This window comes from Arcanobacterium phocae, assembly GCF_900105865.1.
Lineage (GTDB): Bacteria > Actinomycetota > Actinomycetes > Actinomycetales > Actinomycetaceae > Arcanobacterium > Arcanobacterium phocae.
Map to the genome: position 1 here is coordinate 1130421 of NZ_LT629804.1, position 23003 is coordinate 1153423.

The window sequence follows — 23003 nt, forward strand, 5'->3', positions numbered from 1 at the left end:
AACTCGTGGCAATTGATTATCAAGCTGAAATTGAAGAACTCCGCCGATCCTTTTCGCAAATCGAGGCGGTGACGGATGTGAGCGCCTTGAAGGCGCAGATCGCAGATTTGACTGAGAAATCGGGTGCTCCAGATTTGTGGGATGATCCGGAACAGGCGCAAGCAGTGACATCGAAACTTTCTCACGCGCAATCTGAACTTGACCGAGTAGCGAGAATGAGAGAACGGATTGCAGATCTCGGAACTCTCTACGAGATGGCCCTTGAAGAATCTGAAACAGATCCGGACATGGGTGCTGAGCTGCTGAGTGAAGTTGACAGCGAGCTCGAACGAGTGCGTTCTGATTTATCTGAGCTAGAAATCAAAACATTGCTATCAGGTGAATATGATGAGCGTGATGCAGTGGTAACAATACGTTCTGGCGCCGGTGGCGTGGATGCGGCTGATTGGGCACAGATGCTCCAGCGAATGTACTTGCGCTGGGCAGAACGCCATGGTTACGCAACAAAAGTCCTTGATACTTCCTATGCTGAAGAGGCTGGAATCAAATCGACGACGTTCGAAGTTTCCGCACCTTATGCTTTTGGTACGCTCACTGTGGAAGCTGGTACGCATCGTTTAGTGCGCATTTCGCCATTTGATAATCAGGGCCGTCGCCAAACGTCATTCGCGGCCGTAGAAGTTATTCCGCTAATTGAGACAACTGACCATATCGATATTCCAGAAAGCGAACTAAAGATTGACGTTTTCCGGTCTTCCGGGCCAGGTGGACAGTCGGTGAATACTACTGATTCTGCAGTCCGAATGACTCACATCCCAACAGGAATTGTTGTGTCGATGCAGGATGAGAAATCCCAGATCCAAAATCGTGCAGCTGCGTTGCGTGTGTTGCAATCTCGATTGCTTGCTCGCCGTCACGAAGAAGAAGCTGCCATCAAGAAGGAACTTGCTGGCGATGTGAAAGGCGCGTGGGGAGACCAAATGCGCTCGTATGTTCTTCACCCTTATCAAATGGTTAAGGATCTACGAACGGGCCATGAGGTTGGAAATACTGAAGCAGTTTTCGATGGCGATATTGATGGTTTTATCGACGCCGGTATTCGTTGGCGTCACGGACAAATGTTCCCGACCGGATAAGAATCGCTTGTTTTTGATGTAAACGACAGTGTTTTCTTTCAAATTCGGCGCGTCATATATGTGACGCGCCGAAATCATTATTAGGGTAGTGTCAGTATGTACCCGAAGTAGATTGTGCTTAGTTCATGATTACGTTTGAAAACGTTACGAAAATTTACGCTCGTGGGGCGGCTCCAGCATTGGACCAAGTCAGCCTTAATATCGAGCGCGGCGATTTTGTCTTTCTTGTTGGAGCCTCGGGTTCCGGCAAATCAACCATGCTCAGTCTGATTTTGGCTGAGGAACGCCCAACATCAGGCAGAATTCATGTGCTAGGTAAAGACTTGTCTGGTGTCTCTTCTCGTAGGGTGCCGTTGCTGCGTCGAAAAATTGGCACGGTCTTCCAGGATTTCCGGTTACTTACCGATAAAAATGTGTTTGATAACGTCGCTTTGGCAATGAAAGTTATTGGGCGTCCTCGCCATGCCATCATGAAAGAAGTTCCACAGGTTCTTGAACTTGTGGGTCTTGATGGAAAAGAAAAACGTGGAATGCATGAACTGTCTGGCGGTGAAAAACAGCGGGTAGCGATTGCTCGTGCGATGGTCAATCGGCCAGAAATTTTGTTAGCTGACGAACCAACCGGAAATCTCGATCACAATACTGCGCTGGGAATTATGCGATTGTTGGATCGGATTAACCGACAGGGGACAACCGTTGTGATGGCAACCCACGATCAAGAGATCGTTAATCAGTTGCGCAAACGTGTTGTGGAATTAGTTGATGGACAGCTGACGCGTGATCAAGAGCGCGGCCAATATGGAGGTGCTCGCTGATGCGGATCGGATTTATTTTTTCCCAAGTCTGGAAGGGCTTGCGTAAAAACACCTCGATGATGGCTTCGGTTATTTTGGTAACGTTCGTTTCGTTGCTCTTTGTGGGGGCAGCGATTTTGTTCCAAACCCAAATAGAGTCGGCAAAAAATGACTGGTATGACAAAGTTGAAGTGTCTGTCTTTATGTGTCCACCACAGTCAACAAGTGCTGCGTGCGCCGGCGGCGAAGCTAGCCAATCGCAAATCGACGAGTTGCGCGATTACTTGGAGAATGGGGAAGTTGCTAAGCACATTGAACAAATTTACTTCGAAACTAAAGAAGACGCTTATAAGGCATTCAAAGAACAACTCAAGGGTACGACGTGGGCAGATACGATTGATGCTGAATTGATGCAGTCTTCATTCCGGTTAAAGCTATCAAATCCAAATGAAGATGATATTGCCGTGGTTTCCGAAATGCTTTCTGGACGTTCGGGTGTTGAATCTGTCATTGATCAACGTCAACAGCTCAAGCCGCTGTTCAATATGCTTAATCGTTTCACTCTTATCTCAACGATTCTTGCGGTTATTATGATAATCGTATCGGTGCTTCTGATTCCGGCGACGATACGCCTTTCTGCAATGTTCCGGCGCAATGAAACTGAGATTATGCGTTATGTGGGAGCATCGAATGCGTTTATTCAGGCTCCATTCATAATCGAAGGTATTATTTCTTCTCTTATCGGTGCGATTCTTGCAGTTGGCGGGCTGTATGTTGCCGTCCAATTCTTCGTCCAGCAGTGGTTCGCAGATTCTTGGCTCAAAGTGGTCTCCGGTTATGATGTCCTGATGCTGGCACCGTGGTTGTTGCTCGCTGCAATAGCAATATCCTCGATTGCTTCGTTCTTTGCCCTACGTCGTTACACCAAGGTGTGATCATGAATTTTAAACGTCGGTCTATCGCAGTTATTTCTGCGCTAAGCATTTCTCTCGCCGCTGTATCGTTGCCTGCGTGGGCAGATGAGCGACAGGATTTGGTCAATCAGCAAGAGCAAAATTCTGGCAAGATGAAAGAGATACGTTCATCGCTAGAAGGAATTGACGTTGACCTTCAAGATGCTTTTTTGGCACTAGAAAAAACACGCGCGGAGTTGCCTGATGCTGAGGCTGAGTTGGCTTCAGCACAGCGAGAGCTAGCAGTTGCCGAGCGTCAGGCGCAAGCGAATGCTGCCTTACTTTCGTCTGCTCAAAATGAGCTGACTGGAATTACCGGAGAGCTATCCGACTCTTCCGATGAAGCCAGCAAAACTAGACAGACACTAGCCGAGATAGCCCGAGCAACATATCGTGGTGAAACAATGCCGAGTGCGATTGACCTCGTCGTCGGTTCTACATCGGCAGAAGAATTTACCAATGCCTATCGCGTTAATGCGGCTGTAACTCGTACTCAGAGTGCAGCCTTGACTGAGCTCTCGCAGTCGGTGGCTCAGTCAAAGAATCGGCAATCGCGCCAACAAGCGGTGGAAAAGCGGGTAACAGAGCTAAAAGCGGAATCCGATGCCATCGTCGTGACTCGAGACAAAGCTCGTGGCGAAGCTGAAAGCCGCAAGACAGATCTAGTCAAACTAGAATCATCGATTACTGCGCAGACACAAGATCTTGAGAAAAGAAAACAAGATTTCGAATCTTCGTTAGCTGAAATCGAGAGTCAACAGCAAGCTACTTCGGTGCGGATTGCCGCAATTGATGAGGAAAATCGCAGGGCCGAAGAAGAACGTCGACGGCAACAAGCCGCGGCAGCTGCTGCCAATACACCAGCACCTGCACCAGCATCAACTGGATCTGGTTGGTTGAACCCGCCAATCCCGCATCCGCTTATCGTTACTTCGCCGTGGGGAATGCGTGTGTATCCGTTAGGGAATTATACTGCGATGCATTATGGTGTAGATTTGGCGTCGGCATGTGGTAACCCGCAGTATGCCGCAGCAGACGGTACGATTACTAATATTGTGTACCATCCGCTTGGTGGCAATATGATTTATGTGAATCATGGCTATCGTGATGGTGCTTCCTGGGTTACGCGACATTTACACATGTCAGTGGTTAGTGTTTCCGTTGGACAACATGTTTCCCAAGGTCAGGTTGTAGGCTTAACGGGTGCGACTGGTCGTGTCACAGGATGTCACGCACACTTTGAAGTATGGAAGAATGGCGTCACCCTTAACCCGATGACGTTGCCAGGTTTTTAAGACAAAGGAGAATAATGATGGCGAAGAAAACTAGCGCTACGAAAAACTCCGGCAAGTCTAGCCAGGCGGAAAAAGCGAAGGCCGTAGCGGACGCAAAACAGGTTATTGCCCGGAACAAGAAAGCACGTCACGATTATTTCATCGATGATGTTTTCGAAGCAGGACTTGTGTTGTCGGGGACTGAAGTGAAGGCACTGCGCCTTGGACGAGCATCGTTATCCGAAGCATGGATTGAGATTGACCGTAGCGGCGAAGCTTGGGTTGTCGGTATGAATATCCCGGTCTATGCGATGGGATCTTGGACTAACCATCAACCAACCGCTAAGCGCAAGCTTCTTCTCCACTCACACGAGTTGCGGGAGCTGGGCGTTAAAGTCAAAGCCAAGGGGACAACGATTGTTCCGCTCGAGCTGTACTTTTTACGAGGTCGTGCCAAGCTAGAAATCGCTCTGGCTCATGGTAAGCAAGAATGGGATAAGCGTGAGACATTGCGCCGGCGGCAAGATGAACGAGATGCACAGCGCGCGATGAGTGAGGCGCGCCGTAAGCAACGTCGATAAGAAGTCAAGCGTGCATACAGTGTGCAAAATGATGCTCATGTCATCTGTTTTTTAGTATTAGGGTTCGTTTTTGCAAACTCTGTGCACACAGTTAGCCGTGCACTGGCTAGTTTCTGTTCTTTCATAAGCGAAACTTGTATCTTCGGCTGTCTAAATATGGTAAGTGTTGGTATATGAAGTCATGGTTAATTGATATGGACGGCGTGCTCGTGCACGAAGGTAAAGCGTTGCCGGGTGCGGCTGAGTTTTTGGGACGTTTGCAGGAAAAAGAAATCCCGCATTTGATCTTGACGAATAACTCAATTTTCACCGAACGTGATTTGGCAGAGCGGTTGAAAACCTCTGGGCTGGATGTCCCAGAAGACCATATTTGGACCTCTGCCTTGGCTACGGCTGGGTTCTTGGCGAAGCAGTCGGATTCGCGTCGGGCCTACGTGGTGGGCGAAGCTGGTTTGACTACTGCTTTGTATGAGCAGGGTTTTATTATGACCGATTCGAAGCCGGAGTTCGTGGTGTTGGGTGAGACGCGTACCTATTCGTTCGATGCGATCACGAAGGCGATTCGTCTTATCCAAGATGGCGCACGGTTTATTGCGACTAACCCCGATAGCACTGGCCCGTCAGCTGATGGAGATATTCCGGCAACTGGGGCAGTAGCTGCGTTGATTGAAAAAGCGACGGGTCGTTCGCCATTCTTCGTCGGCAAGCCCAATCCGGTGATGTTGCGTAATGGTTTGAATAAGATCGGTGCACATTCGGAGTCGACTGCTATTGTGGGTGACCGTATGGACACGGATGTGTTGGCTGGTGTTGAAACCGGTTTGCAGACACACTTGGTGCTGACTGGATCGACGAAAAAGTCCGACATTGAGAAGTTCCCGTTCCGGCCGGATTTTGTTCACGATTCCATCGCGAACGTAGTAGAACTAGTGTGACGGGCAGTTAGCGGTTTGATGTGGGTCAGCTCCCGCTGGACGACGTCGGTTGCGTGCGCTACACTGACAAGACAGTATGTTTCGTAGCTAGGTTGTATGAAGACTTGCATCGTAGCTGCGAAGTGACAACTGAATAGGGGATGATCGGTTTCGACGGTAGTGATTACCGAAGGGAAGCGGGTAGAGGATGCACAGTTATCTCTTTAACGATCTGTGCGAAAAAATAACTGCCAACAAGCAGAAGTCTGATTTCGCCCTCGCCGCCTGAGCGAGCGCATTAACTAAGAAATCCGTCAGACTCACGTTGCTTTCGCGTGAGAACTCTGGCGTCGCTTTTGAAAGCCACTGGCACTAACGGTTCGCTATTAGCTGTTAGGCGACTCCCAAGTAGCTAGGTTCGTCAGCAACATGTCTGTTAGAGTGCTGGAGCCAAAAATAACGATGAACAGACTGCACCCGGAGAAGCCTTGGGTTCCTCATTATCGGACGGGAGTTCAATTCTCCCCATCTCCACCATTAAGACGCTCATTTTAATACAGAAATTTGGGCACGGGATAAACCCCTTGAGGGTCGTGTTTTCTTTGGAAATACGCGGCTTTCAAGGGGTTTTCTTTTCCTGCGGTATGGCATTACTCGGGGTAGCTAATGGCTGATAGGCCGTGAAAACTGAAATCAGGGGAGTTCTTGATCCAAACTAACGTTAGTCGCTAAAAAGAATGTAATAATTGAGTCGAATTTTCCGGGGGGGGGGACTTTACTCATTAACCCAGGTCTTACTAGTTAGGAGTCTTTATTGTGCTCATAACTATTTTAGTTCTTAAAGGAAAAATCCATAGGCACGGTTGATCTTGACTAGCTCCGCAAAATAACCATCACCTAAAATGAGATCAGTGAGGAAACTTATGTTTCCATACTTAGCCAAAGCTATCAGTGCTGAACTTTTTGTCAAATTAGTAGAGATAATTTTTATGCGGATGATCAGGCAAGTGAAGTGATAAGGAGTTTAAAAGAGGCAACTGTGGAACTCATCGGCTATGCCATTGAAGACGAAAGATCCAAGTTATCACCAGTGAGGATGGTGCAAAGCTTATTTACAATCCCTTTCATGCCCGCCATTTGAACAGTAAGTGCATGCAGTTTTAGTTGTACTGTGTCCAAGTTTTTCCTGGCAGTTACCAGCCTCAATTGGTGGAGTCGTAAGGTCTAAAAGAATGATCTGAACCTGTGGAAAGTAGAAGTCACTGAAGACGTTACCGATATTAAGAGTATAACGATTATCACTTGGTGCACGAAAGTCTATGAACCTACTACCGTCAAGGGGTAAGCGGGAAGATGGGAAACTAACCCATGACCGTTAATATTGCTGAAGAAAATTCCCTTTGGGAGGCATATCGTAACTGTTACCATTGTCAGATACGAGTACATGTTGTTTTGTTTACTAGCGTGGCTCACAAGAATGCAATCCATTGTGACGGACTGGAGCAGCGGATGAAAATTTTCTTACTGGTGGAGATACGAACCAGATGTCTATACAGGGTATCTGGATCGTTATTTTGCTGAACAACTAAGGTGTCTGGTTTTATGTTCATCCAGAGAACAAGCTAGGGGTGCTTATGGAGGATCTGCTCAAGCTCTCCTCCTGTCTGACGGACTTGGCGCATGATCACTTCGTCGTAAGATCATTTTAGAAGAGCTGGGGCTGGGTTGGGAAAGAGATTGAGTAACAGTCCCTGCTGAGTCTACATATGCCCGCCTACTCTACGGGATATCTTCCCTAGGGTTTTGGCAGTCGAGGATCTAGCTCGCCTTACTTGGCCTCATCGAACGCCACCATTAAATGAATGGAATTGGCGCCCCAGAAGTAAAATATTTATTCGTTATATGATCCCTTATAAGTAATAGTTTCTTTAGCAAATACGCCTGGTGAAACCCTAATTGAGTAGAATTCTATAAGCTCCACGATTTTCTCCGCAAGAAGTTCCCATGTCAAGATGTTTCTAATCTTGGCAGATCGCGTGTTAGGTCGTTTGTGCTCTCGGAGTAGCTGTAAACTATCGTCCATGGCTTGACGAATTAAAGCCGGATCGACGCCCAAGGCATCCGCAAGCCAAATCAGGGCGGCAGGATTATTTAAGTTACCGTAAGTTCTTTTTGCAGAGAGTTCCGGTTTGTCTACTGTATAGCCACCTTTATACATCCCGCCTTTGCATGTACGGGAAAAGAACCATTCTATCAAGTGTTCTCTTTGTGATTCCCACCAGTGGTCATCTGGCTGTGGATCTCGGGCCTCATATTCGTCAGACAAAGGTAAATGGGCAGGCAGACGAAACATTAGCGTTGCCATAGCTAGATTGGAAATTTCTGGAAGTTCTATTTTACTCATAGCAACATCATATCGCTTAGAATGCTTCCTGAAAGTTAGATACCTCTTTGATGTTTTATGACGATGCATCTTTGATTTTAACCGTTAATGTATTCTATGAGATACAACCATCGGAAGCAGCATGTAGAGTATATGCAGCCAAGGATGCATTGGGGAATTTTCTATTCTGGGAGAAGTACGTGGACAGGGAAGAAATCGAAGATATTTTTACCGCTGTAAAAATTGAAGGAATTCAATTCGCAGATCTGTTAAACGCTGAAATAACAGATAGAATTATGGTTAGTAAAGCGGGTGGTTACCTGGGGCAGTCGCTAGAGACTATTTTGCGCACTAAAATTTACGATCTGAAAAATAATACACAGGAGATCCTAGGCGCTTCCGGTGTTGACCATAAGAAACCTTTATGCTTTTGGGCGTTTCGAAAAAACGGCAAAAACAGCGTAGAACAAATCCGCAAGCACTTTGAGTCGTCGTCGGCAAAATCCAAAACGAGATGGGTAATTTTACCTATTACGAATTCAAGCGGAAAAGAAAGGGAATTAGATTTAGATCTCGAAGTGCGACTGGGGGATGATCTCGAGGCGAGATGTGCTGAGATAAAAGAATTGAAAGATGAGTTAGTAAATAATAAGGAAAAATCGCAGGGTGATAAGAATTGCCCACTTATTGCTCAAAAGGTTCAAGGAAAGCCATATCCTGAAAAGATGTTCCCAGAACTAAGTGATGGCGACGGTTATGCATTTGTTGTATCTGGGCTATGGAAGACCAATGAAAGTTTCAAAAAAGTGAAAGTACATAAAGACAGTTGGAAACAAGGTTATTTTCAGTATGTTTTCCGGCTTTGGAAAGAGTATGAGTCGGTCACCAAAAGTGGGGAAAGTACGCCTGGAGAATATTCTGTAGTAGGTAATAATACTAATGTTTTACTTCAGCGAAAGTGCGAGAAATCCAGTAATAATGTAAAAAAGAAATCCTGTATTGATGTAAAAGATATTTTTGATTATGCGCACGATAGTGATGGAGTGCCATGTTTGGTTGCGCAGATTGAATATCCATATGTCGTTGAACTGACAGTTTAGTTAACCAACGTCCCTCATATCGAACCCCTTAAAGGGTAGGGCGTGAGGGGCTTTTTCTTTGCTCGTCAACAACCGTTCCCACGTCATCTGATCGCCGTTCTCATAAAACCACGACGCAATCGTGACGCCATCGGATCCTAGCCAGATGCTGTCGATGAAGTATTCGAGCAACATGTCGCGCGTTTCGGGGTCGCGGTACTTGCTATTGCAGGTATCGGTACAGCAGTAGGTATCACTGCCTACAACGCTAATACCAAGAAGATGATTGCTGATGCAGCCACGTCGTACGCTCAAGCATACAAGCAGTTAGCTAAAGCCCAGGCTGAAGCAACTGACGCTATCGATGCAGCGCAGGCTGATGACCCAGCTCTTGCTGATTTCCTGACCCCAGCAGATGCGCAGGAGGGCACAGAGTCAACCATCGGCGACGGTGCTGTTGAGGCAGTGGAGATAGCTCAAGAAGCTAACCCGTTGCCTGCTGACAAGACGGTAAGTCCAACTGATCGAGCAAGCCCTCAGAAGGCTCAAACCAAGGCTGACGACATGACAGACGGCGCCAAGGTAATCGTTGATAACACCACTGTTCTCAACGATGCAATGGCTGTGTATAAAGCACAGAAAGCTCTAACTGACACAGTAACTGCTCGTGACACAGCGCTCAAGGCTGCTGATGATGCAGTGACAGCCGCTCAGAACAACGAGGGCTACACTGAGGGCTTTGCCGCTAGTGAGCAAGGACAGTCGCTTATCACCGCAGTAACCGATGCTAAGACAGCACTGACCGACCTTGATAGTAAAGATACGCTCACGCTTGGTAAGTCCGTGGCTGATGATGCTAAGCCTGTTGCAGAAAAGGTCAGCAAGCTGACCGAAGCAACGGCAAAGCTAAACGATGCTACCAACGCTCTCAACGACGCTCGTACAGCTCACGAAGCGGCCAAGCAGGCAGAAGCCGAAGCCGCTGCTGCCAATAGTTACAGCCCGCCGGCACGTTCTTACTCACGTGGTGGATCGAGTTACACATCTCTTGCACCTGCTCCGGCACCTGCTCCATCAGCACCAGCCGGTAACGGTGGTACCATGACATTACAAGAAATGTTTAATGCAATTGGTGATCCAGACGGCTACAACAATTTCCTTAAGTGTGAAGCAGACCCCAACTCATGTAGTTAAAACTAGCAATCACTCGTAACTACCCTCATCGCGCAACAACGATGAGGGTAGTTGCTTTCTTCATGCACCAAGAAAAACAACCACATGAAGAAGAAAGACAGCACCCATGCCAACCACAACGCAAACAACGAAGAGCATCTGGGTTAACGGTGTAGAATACACCTACGTCAACATGGAAGACGTACAACGCGTCGCCCAGAGCTACGAGTACATCGCTTTCGATGGCTGCCATAAGATCTACATCTTCAATGACGACGTTGCATCATACTTTAATAACAACGGCTACACAATCGACATTCTCACCCCACTGAAGTGCCCCGGGTTTTGTTCCTAGGCACGTGCCTTGATTTCTATTATTTCATGGCCGGTGTTGCCGTTCCAAAACTCCTGTTCAACCTCAGCCGGTGTACGGTAGCCCAAGCTCTGGTCAAGCCGTGACTCGTTCGGCCACGAAACCCATTCAAACGCCCGCGATTTCAACATCCAACCACGCCCCGCCCACGACCGCCTATGAATCAGCTCATTCTTGAAATGAACCGTTGACGTTCTCAGCCAAAGCATTGTCATAGGAATCGCCAACCGTCCCTGTCGAGGTAAGTAATCCCATGCTCGGCAAGACACTCATTGTAAACAATGGACACATACTGCGAGCCGCGGGTCGCAATGATGAATCAGCCCAGTTGTTTTCTTCGCACATACGATCGCCTGATTGAGCGCCTGCAACGGCAACACTTTACGTTCGCATTGAACCGACCAGCGCCCACCTGACAAATCCGTCCGGAGTGAACACATCGGTTATAAGAGCGGTGTAGACAAACCCCTTACGGGTACGGACATAGGAAATGTCACCCCACCCACAACCGATTCGGCCTCGAAGCTCGAAATTCACGTTTCACCAAGTCCGGGCGAGTATCTAGCCCCCGAGGTTTGCGAGTTGTCACAGGCAAGCGGCCCTTACCTTTACCACTAACTCCAGCAAGGCGCATCAAACGAGCGGTTTGCTCACGACCAATATCGATCCCCTCACGGCGCAACGCGTGCCACATCTTACGAATCCCGTAGACATTGTAGTTACTTTCATGAACCTCAACGATATGCTCTATCAGAGCAGCATCACGCAGGCTACGAGCACTCACACCACGGGATTTTGATTGACGATAGCCACGAGAAGTGATGAAACCACCAACACGGTGAGTGTTTAACGTCTTGCAGATGAACTGAGTAGAGAAACGATTGCGATACTCATCAATGAACCGAATCATTTACCAATGTTTCGGGGTCGAGTTCCGACGCGAAAAAAGCCGACGCTGCTTTCAACAACTCATTAGTATCGCGAAGCTCCTGATTTTCACGGCGTAGCCTCGCATTTTCGACTTCCAAGTCCTCCGGCAAGCGTTCAAGAACGCGTCCTTCACGACGAGCTACCTGAGTCCATTGCCGAGCAGTGTGCCAAGAAACACCTAGTTTCGGTGCCACAATCTTGCACGCTTCTTGCAAGGAAACATTCTCCGCCACAATACGGTCTTCTACCAAGCGGACGACGCGATCCTTCGCATCCTGATCAAATTTCTTTGGCATAGTCCAGATTATCCCATCTACTCAAACGGAACAAAACCTGGGGCACTTCATACGCTAGTTTAATCGACCTATATATGCTTATTCCCGTTGTTGTATTCGTGCTGATTGTATCCAGAACAATAGCTATTACTGTGCGGACACATAAATTAGATGTAGATCGATCCGTGAAGATTGAAACCCATCCAATTCTCGCGAAGCTCAACAGCTATTTTGCACGAGCGAGAACCTAGCCCGTATTGGGGTTCTTGATAGCCTTACCCGTGATGGGAGTAGTTTATGCGATATTGCTGTTGCTCGGACAAGGACCGCATGCACTTATCAGGGCTTTTACGGACACTAGTGAATGGACTTTATCGCAACAAATTTCGTCACCGAATGTATTCTATGATGAGCACTATCTTTGTACAGTGGCAGCTGGTGGTCACAAGAAACTTGTAAAACCAATGCGGGGAGGAATCCGGCACGGACACCCAGTAATAGTGAATCGGCAATTGCTCGTAGCCAATGCTTTTGAACAAGTAATCTCTGACCGGCTACCTCGCACGCATCGAGCGATTCGCCATTTTTATGACCGGTATGGCTTTGATCTAGCTAAGCGCATAAGAACAAAATGGGTGGCAGATATTGTTTGGGTATTGATGAAGCCCTTGGAATGGGGTTTTCTATCTGTTATTTACCTGTGCGTTCGCCACCCCGAAGACCTCATTGCCATGCAATACACGGGCATTCACTACCATGAGCTCTCTGATTTAGATGGTTAATTAATGCATTTCAATGTTGGAATGAGCTGCACAAATGCGTTGACGCTCTTGATGGTTACCGGCAGATACGAGGTACATGAGGAGCAGAGCTTTATTGTCGGTCAGTCCGGCATCTACTTGTTATAGTGTAGACATGGGTGTAAAAAATAGAAGGTGGCCGACCTTTGTAATATTTGGGATCTATGTCGGCCTACTAACGTGGCTTATTCTGTTTAAATTCGCTACTAGTCTTGACGAAATTCCCCAGATGCGCAACCTGAATTTGGTCCCGTTCAGTGAATCGATGGTGGTTAACGGCAACATCAGTTTTGACGAGATTATCTACAATCTTCTGGTGTTTATCCCGTTCGGAATGTACATGCGTATTTTCCTTACACGTCACCACTGGATCATTCAAGTCCTGCCGGCGCTTATCCTCAGCTTTACGTATGAAATGCTCCAGTATGTGTTTGCAATTGGTGGTAGTGATATTACTGATGTTATTACTAATACTGCTGGCGGATTCATCGGAGTTGGTTTGTGCGCAGCGCTGATGAAATGGAAACCAGCAAGTTACGGCAAAATTCTTGACTGGACTGGTTTTGCCTTAGAAGTTATCTTCCTTGCGCTTCTAGGCTTGCTTCTCATAGCAAACGCCTAAGACGGTTACTGGGGTTAATTTTGCGCTACTATATTAGATCCTAACGGCTGGTAACAAGCGTCTTTCATGCGGTTGTCATGAATGTTCAGGCCATAGTAGTGAGGTTGATTGATATTAAGGTAAATTCTGCTGAAAGCTACTTTAGTCAACTATGGGACTTTAATACGAGTGTAAGAAGCTATAATGACTGGTAATAATTCGTAACAGTTATTCGATGGAGAAGAATATTATGGCGTCATCACTTACCCTTTCTTCCTGGCCGGAACTTCGGATTGATGAATGGGAAGATACCCGCGATACCTTGCACATGTGGACGCAGATTATTGGCAAGATTCGTATGCAGTATGCGCCACTCGTTAATCATTGGTGGCAGGTCACGTTGTATGTATCGCCGGTTGGTTTGACGACGTCGTCGATCCCTTTTCGCGGCGACGTGTTCGATATCGAGTTCGATTTTATTAGCCATGAAATTCGTTTCCGTCGTAGCAACGGACTGCAAGCGAAGTTTGCGTTGGAAGCGATGACGGTAGCTGACTTTTACACAAAGGTGCAACAGTCCATGGCAGACATTGACGTTCCTATGGACATTAGTGTTATCCCTAATGAGGTTGATCCAGCAATTCCATTTCCGGAGGATACTGTTCATAAGAGTTATGACAAGGACGCTGTTCACCGTTTCTGGTTGCAGCTATCAAAGGTCCATATTGCGTTGGATAGTTTCCGTGCAGGGTTCTTGGGTAAGGTAAGCCCGGTGCATTTCTTCTGGGGATCATTCGATATGGCGTGTACTCGTTTCGTGGATGAGCCTGCTCCGCAGCATCCGGGTGGTGTTCCAAACTGTGCTGACTGGGTGATGGTGGAAGGCTATTCGCATCATCTAACGAGCGCTGGTTTCTGGCCTGGAGGGGAGGGCGAAGGCATGTTCTATTCCTACGCATATCCTGCTCCAGATGGCTACGCTCGCCAAAAGATTGAACCTGCTGAAGCTTATTACAGTGAAGAATTGTATGAGTATGTTCTGCCTTATGAGGCGGTCCGTAAGTCGGACAATCCGGAAGAGATGGTTCGCCAGTTCTTGGAGAGCACATACGCTTTGGCTGCTGACCTGGACGGTTGGGATCGAGAAAAGTTGGACGCTGACCCAGACCGCCTAGCCACCTATATGAATGAGTAGTTTTCGCAGACAATTTAAGCCTATGTCGCTATCGGCATTCGGCACTAGATAGAATACAAAAAGTTTATACAGTATTGGAGTGCTTCCATGATTTCAGTAACCACACCCTCGATCGAGGGACACAGCATTATTCGCTACCATGGCATCGTCTTTGGTGAAGTCATCCAAGGCGTTAACGCGATAAAGGATATCAGCGCCGGGTTGACAAACTTCTTTGGTGGCCGGTCCGGTTCATATGAAGAAGAAATCCTACGCAGCCGAGAAGCCGCAATCCAAGAAATGGAAAACCGTGCCGCTGCACTTGGTGCAAACGCGGTCGTCGGTGTAGATATTGACTACGAAGTACTTGGAGCCGGAAACAACATGCTGATGGTTACTGCTTCTGGTACCGCCGTCTACATCGACTAACGTTGGCAAAACGATCACAACCACTAATAGCATTTGATGCTGGTACACCAGCACCAAGTATTATCAGTACTAGATCTCAGTCAGGTCTACGTCAGCAAACGGGTCGCCGGGATCCTGCATTCCGTTGACCATGAACTGGACACGCTGGGCAACTGAGACAGCATGATCTCCGAATCGTTCTAAATATCGGCCCAACAGAATAATGTCGATAATTTCTTGTCGCGTTAGATCGAGTTCGTCATCGAGCACATACTCGAACGTCTTCTCGTGCAGATCATCGAGATAGTCATCTTCTTCTTCAATCGCATTGGCAAACTGCAAATCGCGTGTTTCGAGGAGACGCACCATGTTTTCGCTCATAGCACCAGCGTGTTCCGTCATCTGCACCAGTACGCCAAGTGCCGTATCTGGTAGTACAACATGTGGATAGCGACTGCGCGCAACATAAGCAATATGCCGAGCTAGGTCTCCCATTTGCTCTAAAATTGCTGATAGTCGCAGCGCGGAAACTACCACGCGCAAGTCTGAGGCAACCGGAGCTTGGCGTGCCAGGATAGACACACCCATCTCATCAATCGATCGCTCTAACAAATCTATCTTCCGATCGGCGTCGATAACTTTTTCGGCTTTGGCAAGATTGGCATCACGCATTGCGATACTTGCGCGATTCATAGCCTTCGCTACGGCTTTTGCTTCAAGCACAATCGTGTCATTGAGACGGTTCATTTGTTGATGGAAGAGTTCGCGCACCTGGGCTCCTTGGAAGTCGTTTAGGCAGAATACAGCCGTAAACAAGGATGATCTTGTTTCGTCTGCCGTTACGCTCAGTAAAGCACAGTCATGTTAATTCTGAGCGTCGCAAAGGTTAACAACAGGTGACAAAACATCGCTTGGTTCGAACTTCGTGTTCTCTTACCATTAGGGTGGAGATATGCACGAGGCTTTATCGTTCGGGCTCGGACTCGTTCTAGGTGCTGTCATCATTGGCGGTATCTGGTTGACCGAGCGTCGTATTCGCCGCCATCGCGATGACAAAGAGTTGCAGTCTGCCAAGCTGGCGATGCACGAGCAGGTCAGACTTATTCTCGACACGTTACCGCAGTCCTATATTGTGGTCGATCGTAACCATAGAGTTGTGCGTTCGTCTGCGTTAGCTACTGCTTTTGGATTGGTTCACGGGCTAGTTCTGCGTCCGGAACTCGATGCCATAGTTGGTGATGTTTTTGCTAGCGGTCAGACCCGCGATACTGAATTTGATATGGCTAACCGGCGCTCACGGCATGCGGTTGCGCGACGGATCTGGGTGCGAGTAGCTCGCGCGTCAGTTGACAAAGTCGTTGTCCTTTTTGAAGATCAGACCGAAAAAATTCGGCTAGAAAACACCCGGAGAGATTTCGTTGCGAATGTTTCGCATGAACTAAAAACTCCGATTGGCGGTATCAAGTTGCTCGCCGAAACGATTAGTAACGTCAGTGACGACGTCGAACAAGTGCGGCGGTTTGCGCAAGCGTTAGAAACCGAATCCGATCGACTATCACAACTTGTGCAAGAGATTATTCAGCTCTCGCGGTTGCAAGAATCCGATGCGCTGATCGATCCGCAGATTGTCAGTATCGACGCCGTCGTCGCCGAAGCTCTCAAGCGAACCCAACTAGAAGCTGACGCACGACAGATTGACCTGGTATCCGGCGAAGAATCAGGGCTCACTGTTGTAGGGGATTTCCTTCTCCTCGTCACCGCGGTACGAAACTTACTCGATAACGCGGTGCGCTATTCCAACCCGCATTCCCGCGTATCAGTTGTTGTTTCGGGGACAAACACTGAGGTGCACATTGCGGTTATCGACGCCGGAGTGGGAATCTCAGACGAAGCAAAAACACGGGTGTTTGAGCGTTTTTACCGCGGCGATGAGGCGCGCTCGCGCGAAACCGGGGGAACTGGTTTGGGGCTGAGCATTGTGAAACACGTAGTGAATGATCACGGGGGACAGGTGAAACTCTGGAGCGAATTAGGGCATGGTTCAACGTTCACGCTCGTGTTGCCGCGGGCAGATGCGAGCGCGGCTGGCATGACCATACCGGGAGGAGAAAACCGATGACAACAATTCTGGTTGTTGATGATGAACATACGTTACGCGAAACATTGGCGTTCAATCTGCGACGCGAAGAGTTCGACGTCGTTGAAGCTGCTGATGGTCAACAAGCGTTAGATATCTTCGCTACTCATGCCATCGATCTGGTGTTGCTTGACGTCATGTTGCCGCAGATGAACGGAACTGAGGTGTGCCGAAAGATCCGCAAGACCTCATCGGTTCCGATTATTATGGTCAGCGCCAAGGACTCCGAAATAGATAAAGTCGTTGGGCTGGAAATCGGCGCCGATGATTACATCACGAAGCCGTATTCTTATCGAGAATTATTGGCTCGGGTACGTGCTTTGCTCCGGCGCGTGGTACCAGCGATTGACGACGATGGCGCAGCCCACGTCCTCACCGTCGGTCCAGTGACGTTAGATTCGCATTCCCACGTGGTCAGTGTCAACGGATCCGAAGTAGCAATGCCGCTGCGTGAATTCGAACTGCTGGAATTCCTGATGGAAAATGCAGGGCGAGTATTAACCCGGAGCCAGATTTTTGACCGAATTTGGGGTGCCGGCTATATCGGGGATTCAAAGACGCTTGACGTACATATTAAACGGTTACGATCCAAGATCGAGCAGGTCCCAGCTGAGCCGCAATTGCTTGTGACCGTGCGCGGTTTGGGCTACAAATTTGTGGCTAAATAATACTCACTAAGTGTTCACCAAGTGTTAACCCAATAGCGGTTGGGTGGTTACATTCGCCCACTACATTGAATTGTAGATGAGGGATCAGTCCTCATAAGACAATCAAAGGACACATACCGTGAACACATCTCAACGATTGAAGTTAGTCGCCGCCGTATGCGCTGGAGTGCTTAGCTTAGCGGCTTGTACAACTACTGATACCAGCTCGACGACGGGCAATGATTCGCCGTCGTCTACCACGATTAATGGTTCGGGCGCATCGTCACAAGTTAACGCGCAACAAGCCTGGCGTGATCATTTCACAACCACATCGGGAACAGTGGTGAACTACGATCCAACCGGATCAGGAACCGGCCGGAAACAGTTCATTGCCGGCCAGGTTGCATATGCGGGAACCGATTCGATTCTTGATGCAGAAGAAGTCGAGAAGGCAACTGCGCGTTGCGGTAGCGAACCACTGGAATTGCCACTGTATATTTCCCCGATTGCGGTGGCTTTTAACCTCGATGGCGTTGAGTCACTCAATCTGACAGCGAGTACTATTGCCCAGATTTTCGACGGGAAAATCTCTAGCTGGAATGACTCGCGCATCGCCCGGTTAAATCCCGGAGTCTCGCTTCCAGACCTAGCTATTATTCCGGTTAATCGTGCCGATGATTCGGGAACAACGGAAAACTTCCAACATTATTTGATCGAATCTGCCGGTGGGGACTGGCCGTACGAAGCATCGGATACTTGGCCACGTACTGGCACCCAATCGGCGGAAAAGACGTCCGGCGTCGTCAATCTTGTAACCTCAACACCGGGTGCTATTACCTATGCAGATGCGTCTCAAATTGGTGATCTTGGGACGGCAAATGTTGATGTTGCCGGTGAATTCTTACCTTATTCACCGCAAGCTGCAGCGAAAATTGTTGACGGGTCCGCGCCAACAGCTGATGCGTCGGAACGGCGTATAACTGTTGATCTTAAGCGCGATGGCTCCATTGCTGGCGCTTATCCAATCGTGATGGTTTCATACCTGCTGGCATGTACTGATTATGAGCAGGCTCAAACCGGCCATGACGTCAAAGATTTCTTGACCTATGTTGCTTCAGCAGAAGGACAGGATACTGCCGCAGCCTCGAATGGCGGAAACGCTCCTATCTCGGATGAGTTGAGAGAAAAAGTCATGGCAGCTATCGGGCTTATTAACGACTAAATCGGTCTGCCAATGCCAGCTGGTGTTACGTAAAAAGAACGGAACCTGAGTGGAAAACAAACTGATAACTCGTTCGACGATTCCGGACCAGTATGATCGCCGTCCACATGCCGTGTGGTCTCCGGTCGCTCGCGGTTCTCGGGTAGATACAGTCTTTCGATGGATGTCTAGCGGTGCCGGCGCAATGATTCTTGTGCTGCTTGCTGCAGTAGCGATCTTTTTGCTACTCTCATCGAAAAACGCGCTGTTTGCTTCGGCCGAAACAATTATCGACAACGTCGAATTTACCCGCGGGAAAAATTTCTGGCAGTTTGCCGCGGGTGCTCTGTTTGGCACGTTGCTGGCTTCGATTATTGCGCTAATCATTGCCGTTCCATTCGCGGTGTGCATTGCGCTTTTCATCTCGCACTACGCGCCCCGAAAACTGGCGGTGCTGTTCGGATCAGTTATCGACTTGCTGGCTGCGATCCCATCTGTCGTATTCGGCTTGTGGGGGATGTGGACGCTAGAGCCATTGCTTCGCCCGGTTTTTACCTCAATAGCGACGGCGTTGACACCGGTTTTGGAGTTCATCTCCGGTAGGAAAGAAACAATCGATGGCGAAACTGTGTGGCAAGGTGGACTGCCGGGGTTTTCTGCGCTTGCACAGAATTTTGACTGGTGGCCCCTACAGCCTGATGCGCTCGTTTTTGTTCCGCCCGCACGAAACATCATGATGGGCGGGGTTATTTTGGCAGTGATGATTTTGCCAATTATTACCTCGCTGTGCCGAGAGGTTTTCCTACAATCCCCACGGTTACTCGAAGAGGCATCCTTGGCCTTGGGTGCCACCCGCTACGAGATGATCAAAATGGTGGTGTTGCCACACGGGCGTTCCGGTATCGTTTCTGCCACGATGCTTGGTTTCGGCAGAGCATTGGGTGAAACCATGGCGCTATTGATGGTGTTGTCTCCTGGGTTGATGATCAATTTCAAAATTTTCCAGCCCGGCCAACACTCGACGATCGCTTCGCAGATTGCGTTGCGGTTCCCGGAATCTTCGGGACTGTCCTCGGACTTCCTAGTAGCGTTGGGTTTTATCCTCTTCGTCATCACATTCGTGGTGAACTTCGTTGCCCGAGCCATCGTCAACCGTTATGCCGACTTCTCTGGAGCTAACGCATGAGCCAAATGTTATCTACGCCGACGTCGTCGTCCTTCATCTCGCGCCCCCAACGATACCTCCCGCACTGGTTTAACTATCTAGCTGGTGGGGTAGCAGTAGCCGCTGGGCTATTGATATTCGTCGTTGGCCAAAAAGAACCGAACATCGTTGCAGGTGGGTTGCTATCCGCTCTCATCTTCTTGATTATTTCAGGGATATGCGGGTTTGCCGTCGAAGGCGTCCGGTATGGGAAGAACCGGTTGGCAAGCAATGTGATCGTGGGTGCGTTCGTCATGGCTGTCATTCCGCTGATTTCGCTACTTTACACCGTAATCATTCGCGGCTGGAGCCGGATGGTTCAAGCCGGGTTTTTCACCCAGACGACGTTTGGATCTTCTCAAGCTGATGCGGTGGTTGGGGCAGGGCACGCAATAGTTGGTACGTTATTCATCACGGCCACTGCCGCAGCGATTTCGGTACCCTTTGGTGTGCTCACCGCTATCTATTTGGTGGAATACGGCCGGGGTGTATTTGCCAAGATCATTACGTTCTTGGTGGATGTCATGACCGGGATTCCGTCGATCGTCGCCGGTCTTTTTGCTGCTGCACTGATTCCGCTAGTCAATCTGCAGGTGTTTGGGCATGTCGAATTTAAATCAGGTTTCATGGGGGCAATCGCGCTTGTTGTGCTGATGACGCCGTTAGTAGTCCGCAATACCCAAGAAATGCTGCAACTAGTTCCCAACGAGCTACGCGAAGCGTCGTATGCGCTGGGTGTTTCGAAAGCAGCAACTATTCTTCGCGTGGTCCTGCGAACAGGAGTATCCGGTATCGTATCCGGAATCGTCATTGCCACTGCCCGGATCATTGGAGAATCGGCTCCGCTGTTGATTACTGCTGGAACCACTGATTCCTACAACCTCAATATGTTCACTGGTCAGATGCTGACGTTGCCGGTCTACGTTTACAACGAATACACCAAAGGTCACCACGTGACGGCGTGGGCAGGAGCATTGATCTTGATCGGAATCGTGCTCATTTTAAATCTTTTTGCTCGCTGGATAGCGCGGCGTTTTGCGCCCGCAGGAAACAGATGAAGGGACACATCATGAATGATGGAATCAAAGTAACTGACCTCAATATTTTTTATGGTGATTTTCTTGCTGTCGAAAACGTCAACGTGGAGATAGAGGCGCGTTCGATAACCGCCTTGATTGGCCCGTCTGGATGCGGCAAATCAACGTTTTTGCGGTCCCTGAATCGGATGCATGAAGTGATTCCTGGAGCACACACGAACGGATCTGTCATAATCGACGGGGCAGATATTTATGCGCCCGGGGTAGATCCGGTACGCGTGCGTGAGCACGTAGGTATGGTTTTTCAGCGTCCTAACCCGTTCCCAACGATGTCTATCCAAGATAACGTGCTTGCCGGTTTGCGGTTGAATAACCGTCGTATGGCGAAAAGCGAGGCTGCCGAGATTGTTGAAACCTCGCTACGCGGCGCAAATCTCTGGGAAGAAGTAAAGGATCGCCTGGAACGTCCTGGGTCCTCACTGTCAGGCGGACAGCAGCAACGGTTGTGTATCGCACGCGCTATTGCGGTCAAGCCTAAAGTGTTGTTAATGGATGAACCGTGTTCTGCGCTTGACCCGATTTCTACGCTGGCTATCGAAGATCTCATGCAAGAGCTCCAAAAGGACTACACGATCGTGATTGTGACGCACAATATGCAGCAAGCTGCCCGAGTTTCTCAAAAGACCGGATTTTTCAATATTGAGGGGACGGGAAAACCGGGGCATCTGGTGGAATATGACGATACTGAACGTATTTTTGCCAACCCGGCTAACAAACAGACCGAAGATTACGTCTCTGGCCGCTTTGGGTGAGGAACAGTTAGGAGTGGCGGTGATGGGCGACGACAGCAACTAGGCTTGATGAAGCACACAGTGTCCAAGTAAAGCACAAGAATATCAGTGCGCTTGTGCCGATGGTTCCTGCGATTGATGATAGGACTGAACCTTGCAAGATAGGGAGCTCGGAGAGCGTTGTCTCGCCCAGTGACATAGTGCCGACTGGGAAGGTCAGTGCCCACCAGCCGGGTGAGAACGGAATAGTGTTCCGTACTGCTCGCCAGGTTTGATGGATAGCAAATGCGAGCATTGGTACGCCGAGGATCATCATGATAATCGCATAGATAATTGCGGTTGTTGTGGCATATGGGTGAATACTGATTCTGAGGAATAGACCGGATGAACCTGAAATGGCTACTGCGGCAGCAGTTGACTGTCCAACAATACCCAATGGAATCCACGCACTTATTGCATCTTTAAGTGGTAGTGATTGGAAGCGCTTAACTGACCCGTATGCGAGTGCGAAGATGATCAACCCATGGACGAGAGCAATGATAAAACACAAAAATGAGAGCGTTAGCATGAAGAACTGCAGTCCAACTGATTCGTACTCTCGTAAGAGTATTGCTCCAGTAGTTGCAGAAACCATCGGACCGACTACGGCTAATCCCCAAATCGGGGTTGGTTGGCCTAAGTGGCGGAAAAGTGCGTGAGCTAGGAATGAAAAGTTTGTGACGAGCCCAATAAATGTGCCGATCCACCATAAAAAGGTATCACCGATAATTGCGAATGTGCTCAATCCCCAGCGGGGGCCAATTGCCAACAGGGCCGCGCCGATAGCTAGGTAGCCCATCGAGACGCTTCCCCAAGCAGGGTCTACCACTGGTAGCAGACGGATGTGGGTATTTCCGTGGAATGTTTTCCATACCCATCGAGTAATGTACGTCGCAGTGAACATGACCAGCAAAATAGCGCCGATTAATAGCAAGCCAGTAGCGAGAGGGAGGAACCAAGGATGATCGTCGGCTTTTCGGCCGATGAGATTTGCGAGGATTGCGGTTCCCATTACTGATGAAAACCATGCTGGCCCCATGGGAGGAATAATAAGTTCGCGTTGAGAATTCACTGTTGTAATTTTCCGCTCCTCGGCTTC

Annotated in this window: 23 protein-coding genes, 1 other RNA gene and 1 pseudogene; 20 read left to right on the forward strand and 5 right to left on the reverse strand. The window is 48.8% G+C overall.

All coding sequences use genetic code 11. The features are described 5' to 3' along the window. Window positions 1-5: 5 nt before the first annotated feature. The 7 genes from prfB to ssrA all read left to right on the forward strand — a co-directional run bounded on the left by prfB (window position 6) and on the right by ssrA (window position 6189). Window positions 6-1136: a peptide chain release factor 2 gene (gene prfB, locus BLT51_RS04935; RefSeq protein ID WP_091280570.1), complete on the forward strand. Its 1131-nt coding sequence runs from the start codon at window positions 6-8 to the stop codon at window positions 1134-1136. A gap of 125 nt (window positions 1137-1261) precedes the next feature. After that, complete coding sequence (gene ftsE / locus BLT51_RS04940; protein ID WP_091280574.1) at window positions 1262-1951, forward strand: cell division ATP-binding protein FtsE; 690 nt, start codon at window positions 1262-1264, stop codon at window positions 1949-1951. Then, complete coding sequence (ftsX, locus tag BLT51_RS04945; protein WP_091280576.1) at window positions 1951-2865, forward strand: permease-like cell division protein FtsX; 915 nt, start codon at window positions 1951-1953, stop codon at window positions 2863-2865. Before ftsE ends, ftsX begins: the two co-directional genes overlap by 1 nt. A 2-nt stretch (window positions 2866-2867) precedes the next feature. Then, the gene (locus tag BLT51_RS04950) at window positions 2868-4178 is read left to right on the forward strand and encodes a M23 family metallopeptidase (RefSeq protein WP_091280578.1); all 1311 of its coding nucleotides are present in this window, start codon (window positions 2868-2870) and stop codon (window positions 4176-4178) included. 17 nt (window positions 4179-4195) lie between these two features. After that, a complete protein-coding gene (smpB, locus tag BLT51_RS04955) occupies window positions 4196-4738 on the forward strand; it encodes an SsrA-binding protein SmpB (protein ID WP_091280581.1) in 543 nt (180 codons plus the stop codon). A 173-nt stretch (window positions 4739-4911) separates the two neighbouring features. Continuing rightward, window positions 4912-5673, forward strand: a complete 762-nt coding sequence (locus tag BLT51_RS04960; protein ID WP_091280583.1) for an HAD-IIA family hydrolase — start codon at window positions 4912-4914, stop codon at window positions 5671-5673. 136 nt (window positions 5674-5809) lie between these two features. Then, window positions 5810-6189, forward strand: a transfer-messenger RNA (tmRNA) gene (gene ssrA / locus BLT51_RS04965). Between the two features lie 1354 nt (window positions 6190-7543). Here ssrA and BLT51_RS04970 read toward each other — a convergent pair. Beyond that, a complete protein-coding gene (locus tag BLT51_RS04970; RefSeq protein ID WP_091280586.1) occupies window positions 7544-8056 on the reverse strand; it encodes a hypothetical protein in 513 nt (170 codons plus the stop codon). Between the two features lie 50 nt (window positions 8057-8106). Between BLT51_RS04970 and BLT51_RS04975 the strand changes: the two genes are divergently transcribed. Next, complete coding sequence (locus BLT51_RS04975; RefSeq protein ID WP_091280588.1) at window positions 8107-9135, forward strand: hypothetical protein; 1029 nt, start codon at window positions 8107-8109, stop codon at window positions 9133-9135. Here BLT51_RS04975 and BLT51_RS09080 read toward each other — a convergent pair whose 3' ends face one another. Further along, a complete protein-coding gene (locus BLT51_RS09080) occupies window positions 9136-9309 on the reverse strand; it encodes a hypothetical protein (RefSeq protein WP_157672911.1) in 174 nt (57 codons plus the stop codon). A gap of 87 nt (window positions 9310-9396) precedes the next feature. Between BLT51_RS09080 and BLT51_RS04980 the strand changes: the two genes are divergently transcribed. Both BLT51_RS04980 and BLT51_RS04985 read left to right on the forward strand, forming a co-directional pair. Beyond that, window positions 9397-10308: a hypothetical protein gene (locus BLT51_RS04980; RefSeq protein WP_091280592.1), complete on the forward strand. Its 912-nt coding sequence runs from the start codon at window positions 9397-9399 to the stop codon at window positions 10306-10308. A gap of 106 nt (window positions 10309-10414) precedes the next feature. Further along, window positions 10415-10642, forward strand: a complete 228-nt coding sequence (locus BLT51_RS04985; RefSeq protein WP_091280596.1) for a hypothetical protein — start codon at window positions 10415-10417, stop codon at window positions 10640-10642. Here the strand turns inward: BLT51_RS04985 and BLT51_RS09490 are convergent. After that, a pseudogene (locus BLT51_RS09490) lies at window positions 10639-11886 on the reverse strand (IS3 family transposase). The gene BLT51_RS04985 and the pseudogene BLT51_RS09490 sit on opposite strands and share 4 nt — an antisense overlap. 236 nt (window positions 11887-12122) lie before the next feature. Between BLT51_RS09490 and BLT51_RS05005 the strand changes: the two are divergent. From BLT51_RS05005 to BLT51_RS05020, 4 genes are all read left to right on the forward strand, one after another. After that, window positions 12123-12647: a DUF6688 domain-containing protein gene (locus BLT51_RS05005; protein ID WP_331711997.1), complete on the forward strand. Its 525-nt coding sequence runs from the start codon at window positions 12123-12125 to the stop codon at window positions 12645-12647. A 133-nt stretch (window positions 12648-12780) separates the two neighbouring features. Then, window positions 12781-13287, forward strand: a complete 507-nt coding sequence (locus BLT51_RS05010; protein WP_091280610.1) for a VanZ family protein — start codon at window positions 12781-12783, stop codon at window positions 13285-13287. Between the two features lie 214 nt (window positions 13288-13501). After that, the gene (locus tag BLT51_RS05015; RefSeq protein ID WP_231943901.1) at window positions 13502-14461 is read left to right on the forward strand and encodes a DUF5996 family protein; all 960 of its coding nucleotides are present in this window, start codon (window positions 13502-13504) and stop codon (window positions 14459-14461) included. Window positions 14462-14548: 87 nt separating this feature from the next. Next, window positions 14549-14869 carry a putative heavy metal-binding protein gene (locus tag BLT51_RS05020; protein ID WP_091280616.1) on the forward strand — a complete coding sequence of 107 codons (321 nt, stop codon included), beginning with the start codon at window positions 14549-14551 and terminating at the stop codon, window positions 14867-14869. Between the two features lie 69 nt (window positions 14870-14938). On the opposite strand, the gene phoU is transcribed toward BLT51_RS05020, so the two are convergent. After that, window positions 14939-15619 carry a phosphate signaling complex protein PhoU gene (phoU, locus tag BLT51_RS05025; RefSeq protein WP_091280619.1) on the reverse strand — a complete coding sequence of 227 codons (681 nt, stop codon included), beginning with the start codon at window positions 15617-15619 and terminating at the stop codon, window positions 14939-14941. A gap of 181 nt (window positions 15620-15800) precedes the next feature. Between phoU and BLT51_RS05030 the strand changes: the two genes are divergently transcribed. From BLT51_RS05030 to pstB, 6 genes are all read left to right on the forward strand, one after another. Next, window positions 15801-16967 (forward strand): sensor histidine kinase, encoded by a 1167-nt coding sequence (locus BLT51_RS05030; protein ID WP_091280622.1) that lies wholly within the window; start codon window positions 15801-15803, stop codon window positions 16965-16967. Next, window positions 16964-17653, forward strand: coding sequence for a response regulator transcription factor (locus tag BLT51_RS05035; RefSeq protein WP_091280624.1), 690 nt, complete (start codon window positions 16964-16966; stop codon window positions 17651-17653). The genes BLT51_RS05030 and BLT51_RS05035 overlap by 4 nt, the downstream gene beginning before the upstream one ends. Window positions 17654-17771: 118 nt before the next feature. Continuing rightward, entirely contained in the window at window positions 17772-18854 is a 1083-nt protein-coding gene (gene pstS / locus BLT51_RS05040) for a phosphate ABC transporter substrate-binding protein PstS (protein WP_091280627.1), read from the forward strand. Between the two features lie 49 nt (window positions 18855-18903). Further along, the gene (locus tag BLT51_RS05045; protein ID WP_231943902.1) at window positions 18904-20019 is read left to right on the forward strand and encodes a PstC family ABC transporter permease; all 1116 of its coding nucleotides are present in this window, start codon (window positions 18904-18906) and stop codon (window positions 20017-20019) included. After that, on the forward strand, window positions 20016-21095 hold the full coding sequence (gene pstA / locus BLT51_RS05050) for a phosphate ABC transporter permease PstA (protein ID WP_231943903.1): 1080 nt from the start codon (window positions 20016-20018) through the stop codon (window positions 21093-21095). The genes BLT51_RS05045 and pstA overlap by 4 nt, the downstream gene beginning before the upstream one ends. A gap of 11 nt (window positions 21096-21106) precedes the next feature. Next, entirely contained in the window at window positions 21107-21886 is a 780-nt protein-coding gene (pstB, locus tag BLT51_RS05055; protein ID WP_091282592.1) for a phosphate ABC transporter ATP-binding protein PstB, read from the forward strand. A gap of 7 nt (window positions 21887-21893) precedes the next feature. Here pstB and BLT51_RS05060 read toward each other — a convergent pair whose 3' ends face one another. Continuing rightward, window positions 21894-22976: a TDT family transporter gene (locus BLT51_RS05060; protein ID WP_091280630.1), complete on the reverse strand. Its 1083-nt coding sequence runs from the start codon at window positions 22974-22976 to the stop codon at window positions 21894-21896. Window positions 22977-23003: the final 27 nt, after the last annotated feature.

Bases quoted from the DNA above. Each gene is read 5' to 3' on its own strand.
- ftsE (WP_091280574.1), top strand. From the start codon at position 1,262: ATGATTACGTTTGAAAACGTTACGAAAATTTACGCTCGTGGGGCGGCT.
- ftsX (WP_091280576.1), top strand. From the start codon at position 1,951: ATGCGGATCGGATTTATTTTTTCCCAAGTCTGGAAGGGCTTGCGTAAA.
- BLT51_RS04950 (WP_091280578.1), top strand. From the start codon at position 2,868: ATGAATTTTAAACGTCGGTCTATCGCAGTTATTTCTGCGCTAAGCATT.
- smpB (WP_091280581.1), top strand. From the start codon at position 4,196: ATGGCGAAGAAAACTAGCGCTACGAAAAACTCCGGCAAGTCTAGCCAG.
- BLT51_RS04960 (WP_091280583.1), top strand. From the start codon at position 4,912: ATGAAGTCATGGTTAATTGATATGGACGGCGTGCTCGTGCACGAAGGT.
- BLT51_RS04970 (WP_091280586.1), bottom strand. From the start codon at position 8,056: ATGAGTAAAATAGAACTTCCAGAAATTTCCAATCTAGCTATGGCAACG.
- BLT51_RS04975 (WP_091280588.1), top strand. From the start codon at position 8,107: ATGTTTTATGACGATGCATCTTTGATTTTAACCGTTAATGTATTCTAT.
- BLT51_RS09080 (WP_157672911.1), bottom strand. From the start codon at position 9,309: ATGTTGCTCGAATACTTCATCGACAGCATCTGGCTAGGATCCGATGGC.
- BLT51_RS04980 (WP_091280592.1), top strand. From the start codon at position 9,397: ATGATTGCTGATGCAGCCACGTCGTACGCTCAAGCATACAAGCAGTTA.
- BLT51_RS04985 (WP_091280596.1), top strand. From the start codon at position 10,415: ATGCCAACCACAACGCAAACAACGAAGAGCATCTGGGTTAACGGTGTA.
- BLT51_RS05010 (WP_091280610.1), top strand. From the start codon at position 12,781: ATGGGTGTAAAAAATAGAAGGTGGCCGACCTTTGTAATATTTGGGATC.
- BLT51_RS05015 (WP_231943901.1), top strand. From the start codon at position 13,502: ATGGAGAAGAATATTATGGCGTCATCACTTACCCTTTCTTCCTGGCCG.
- BLT51_RS05020 (WP_091280616.1), top strand. From the start codon at position 14,549: ATGATTTCAGTAACCACACCCTCGATCGAGGGACACAGCATTATTCGC.
- BLT51_RS05030 (WP_091280622.1), top strand. From the start codon at position 15,801: ATGCACGAGGCTTTATCGTTCGGGCTCGGACTCGTTCTAGGTGCTGTC.
- BLT51_RS05035 (WP_091280624.1), top strand. From the start codon at position 16,964: ATGACAACAATTCTGGTTGTTGATGATGAACATACGTTACGCGAAACA.
- pstA (WP_231943903.1), top strand. From the start codon at position 20,016: ATGAGCCAAATGTTATCTACGCCGACGTCGTCGTCCTTCATCTCGCGC.
- pstB (WP_091282592.1), top strand. From the start codon at position 21,107: ATGAATGATGGAATCAAAGTAACTGACCTCAATATTTTTTATGGTGAT.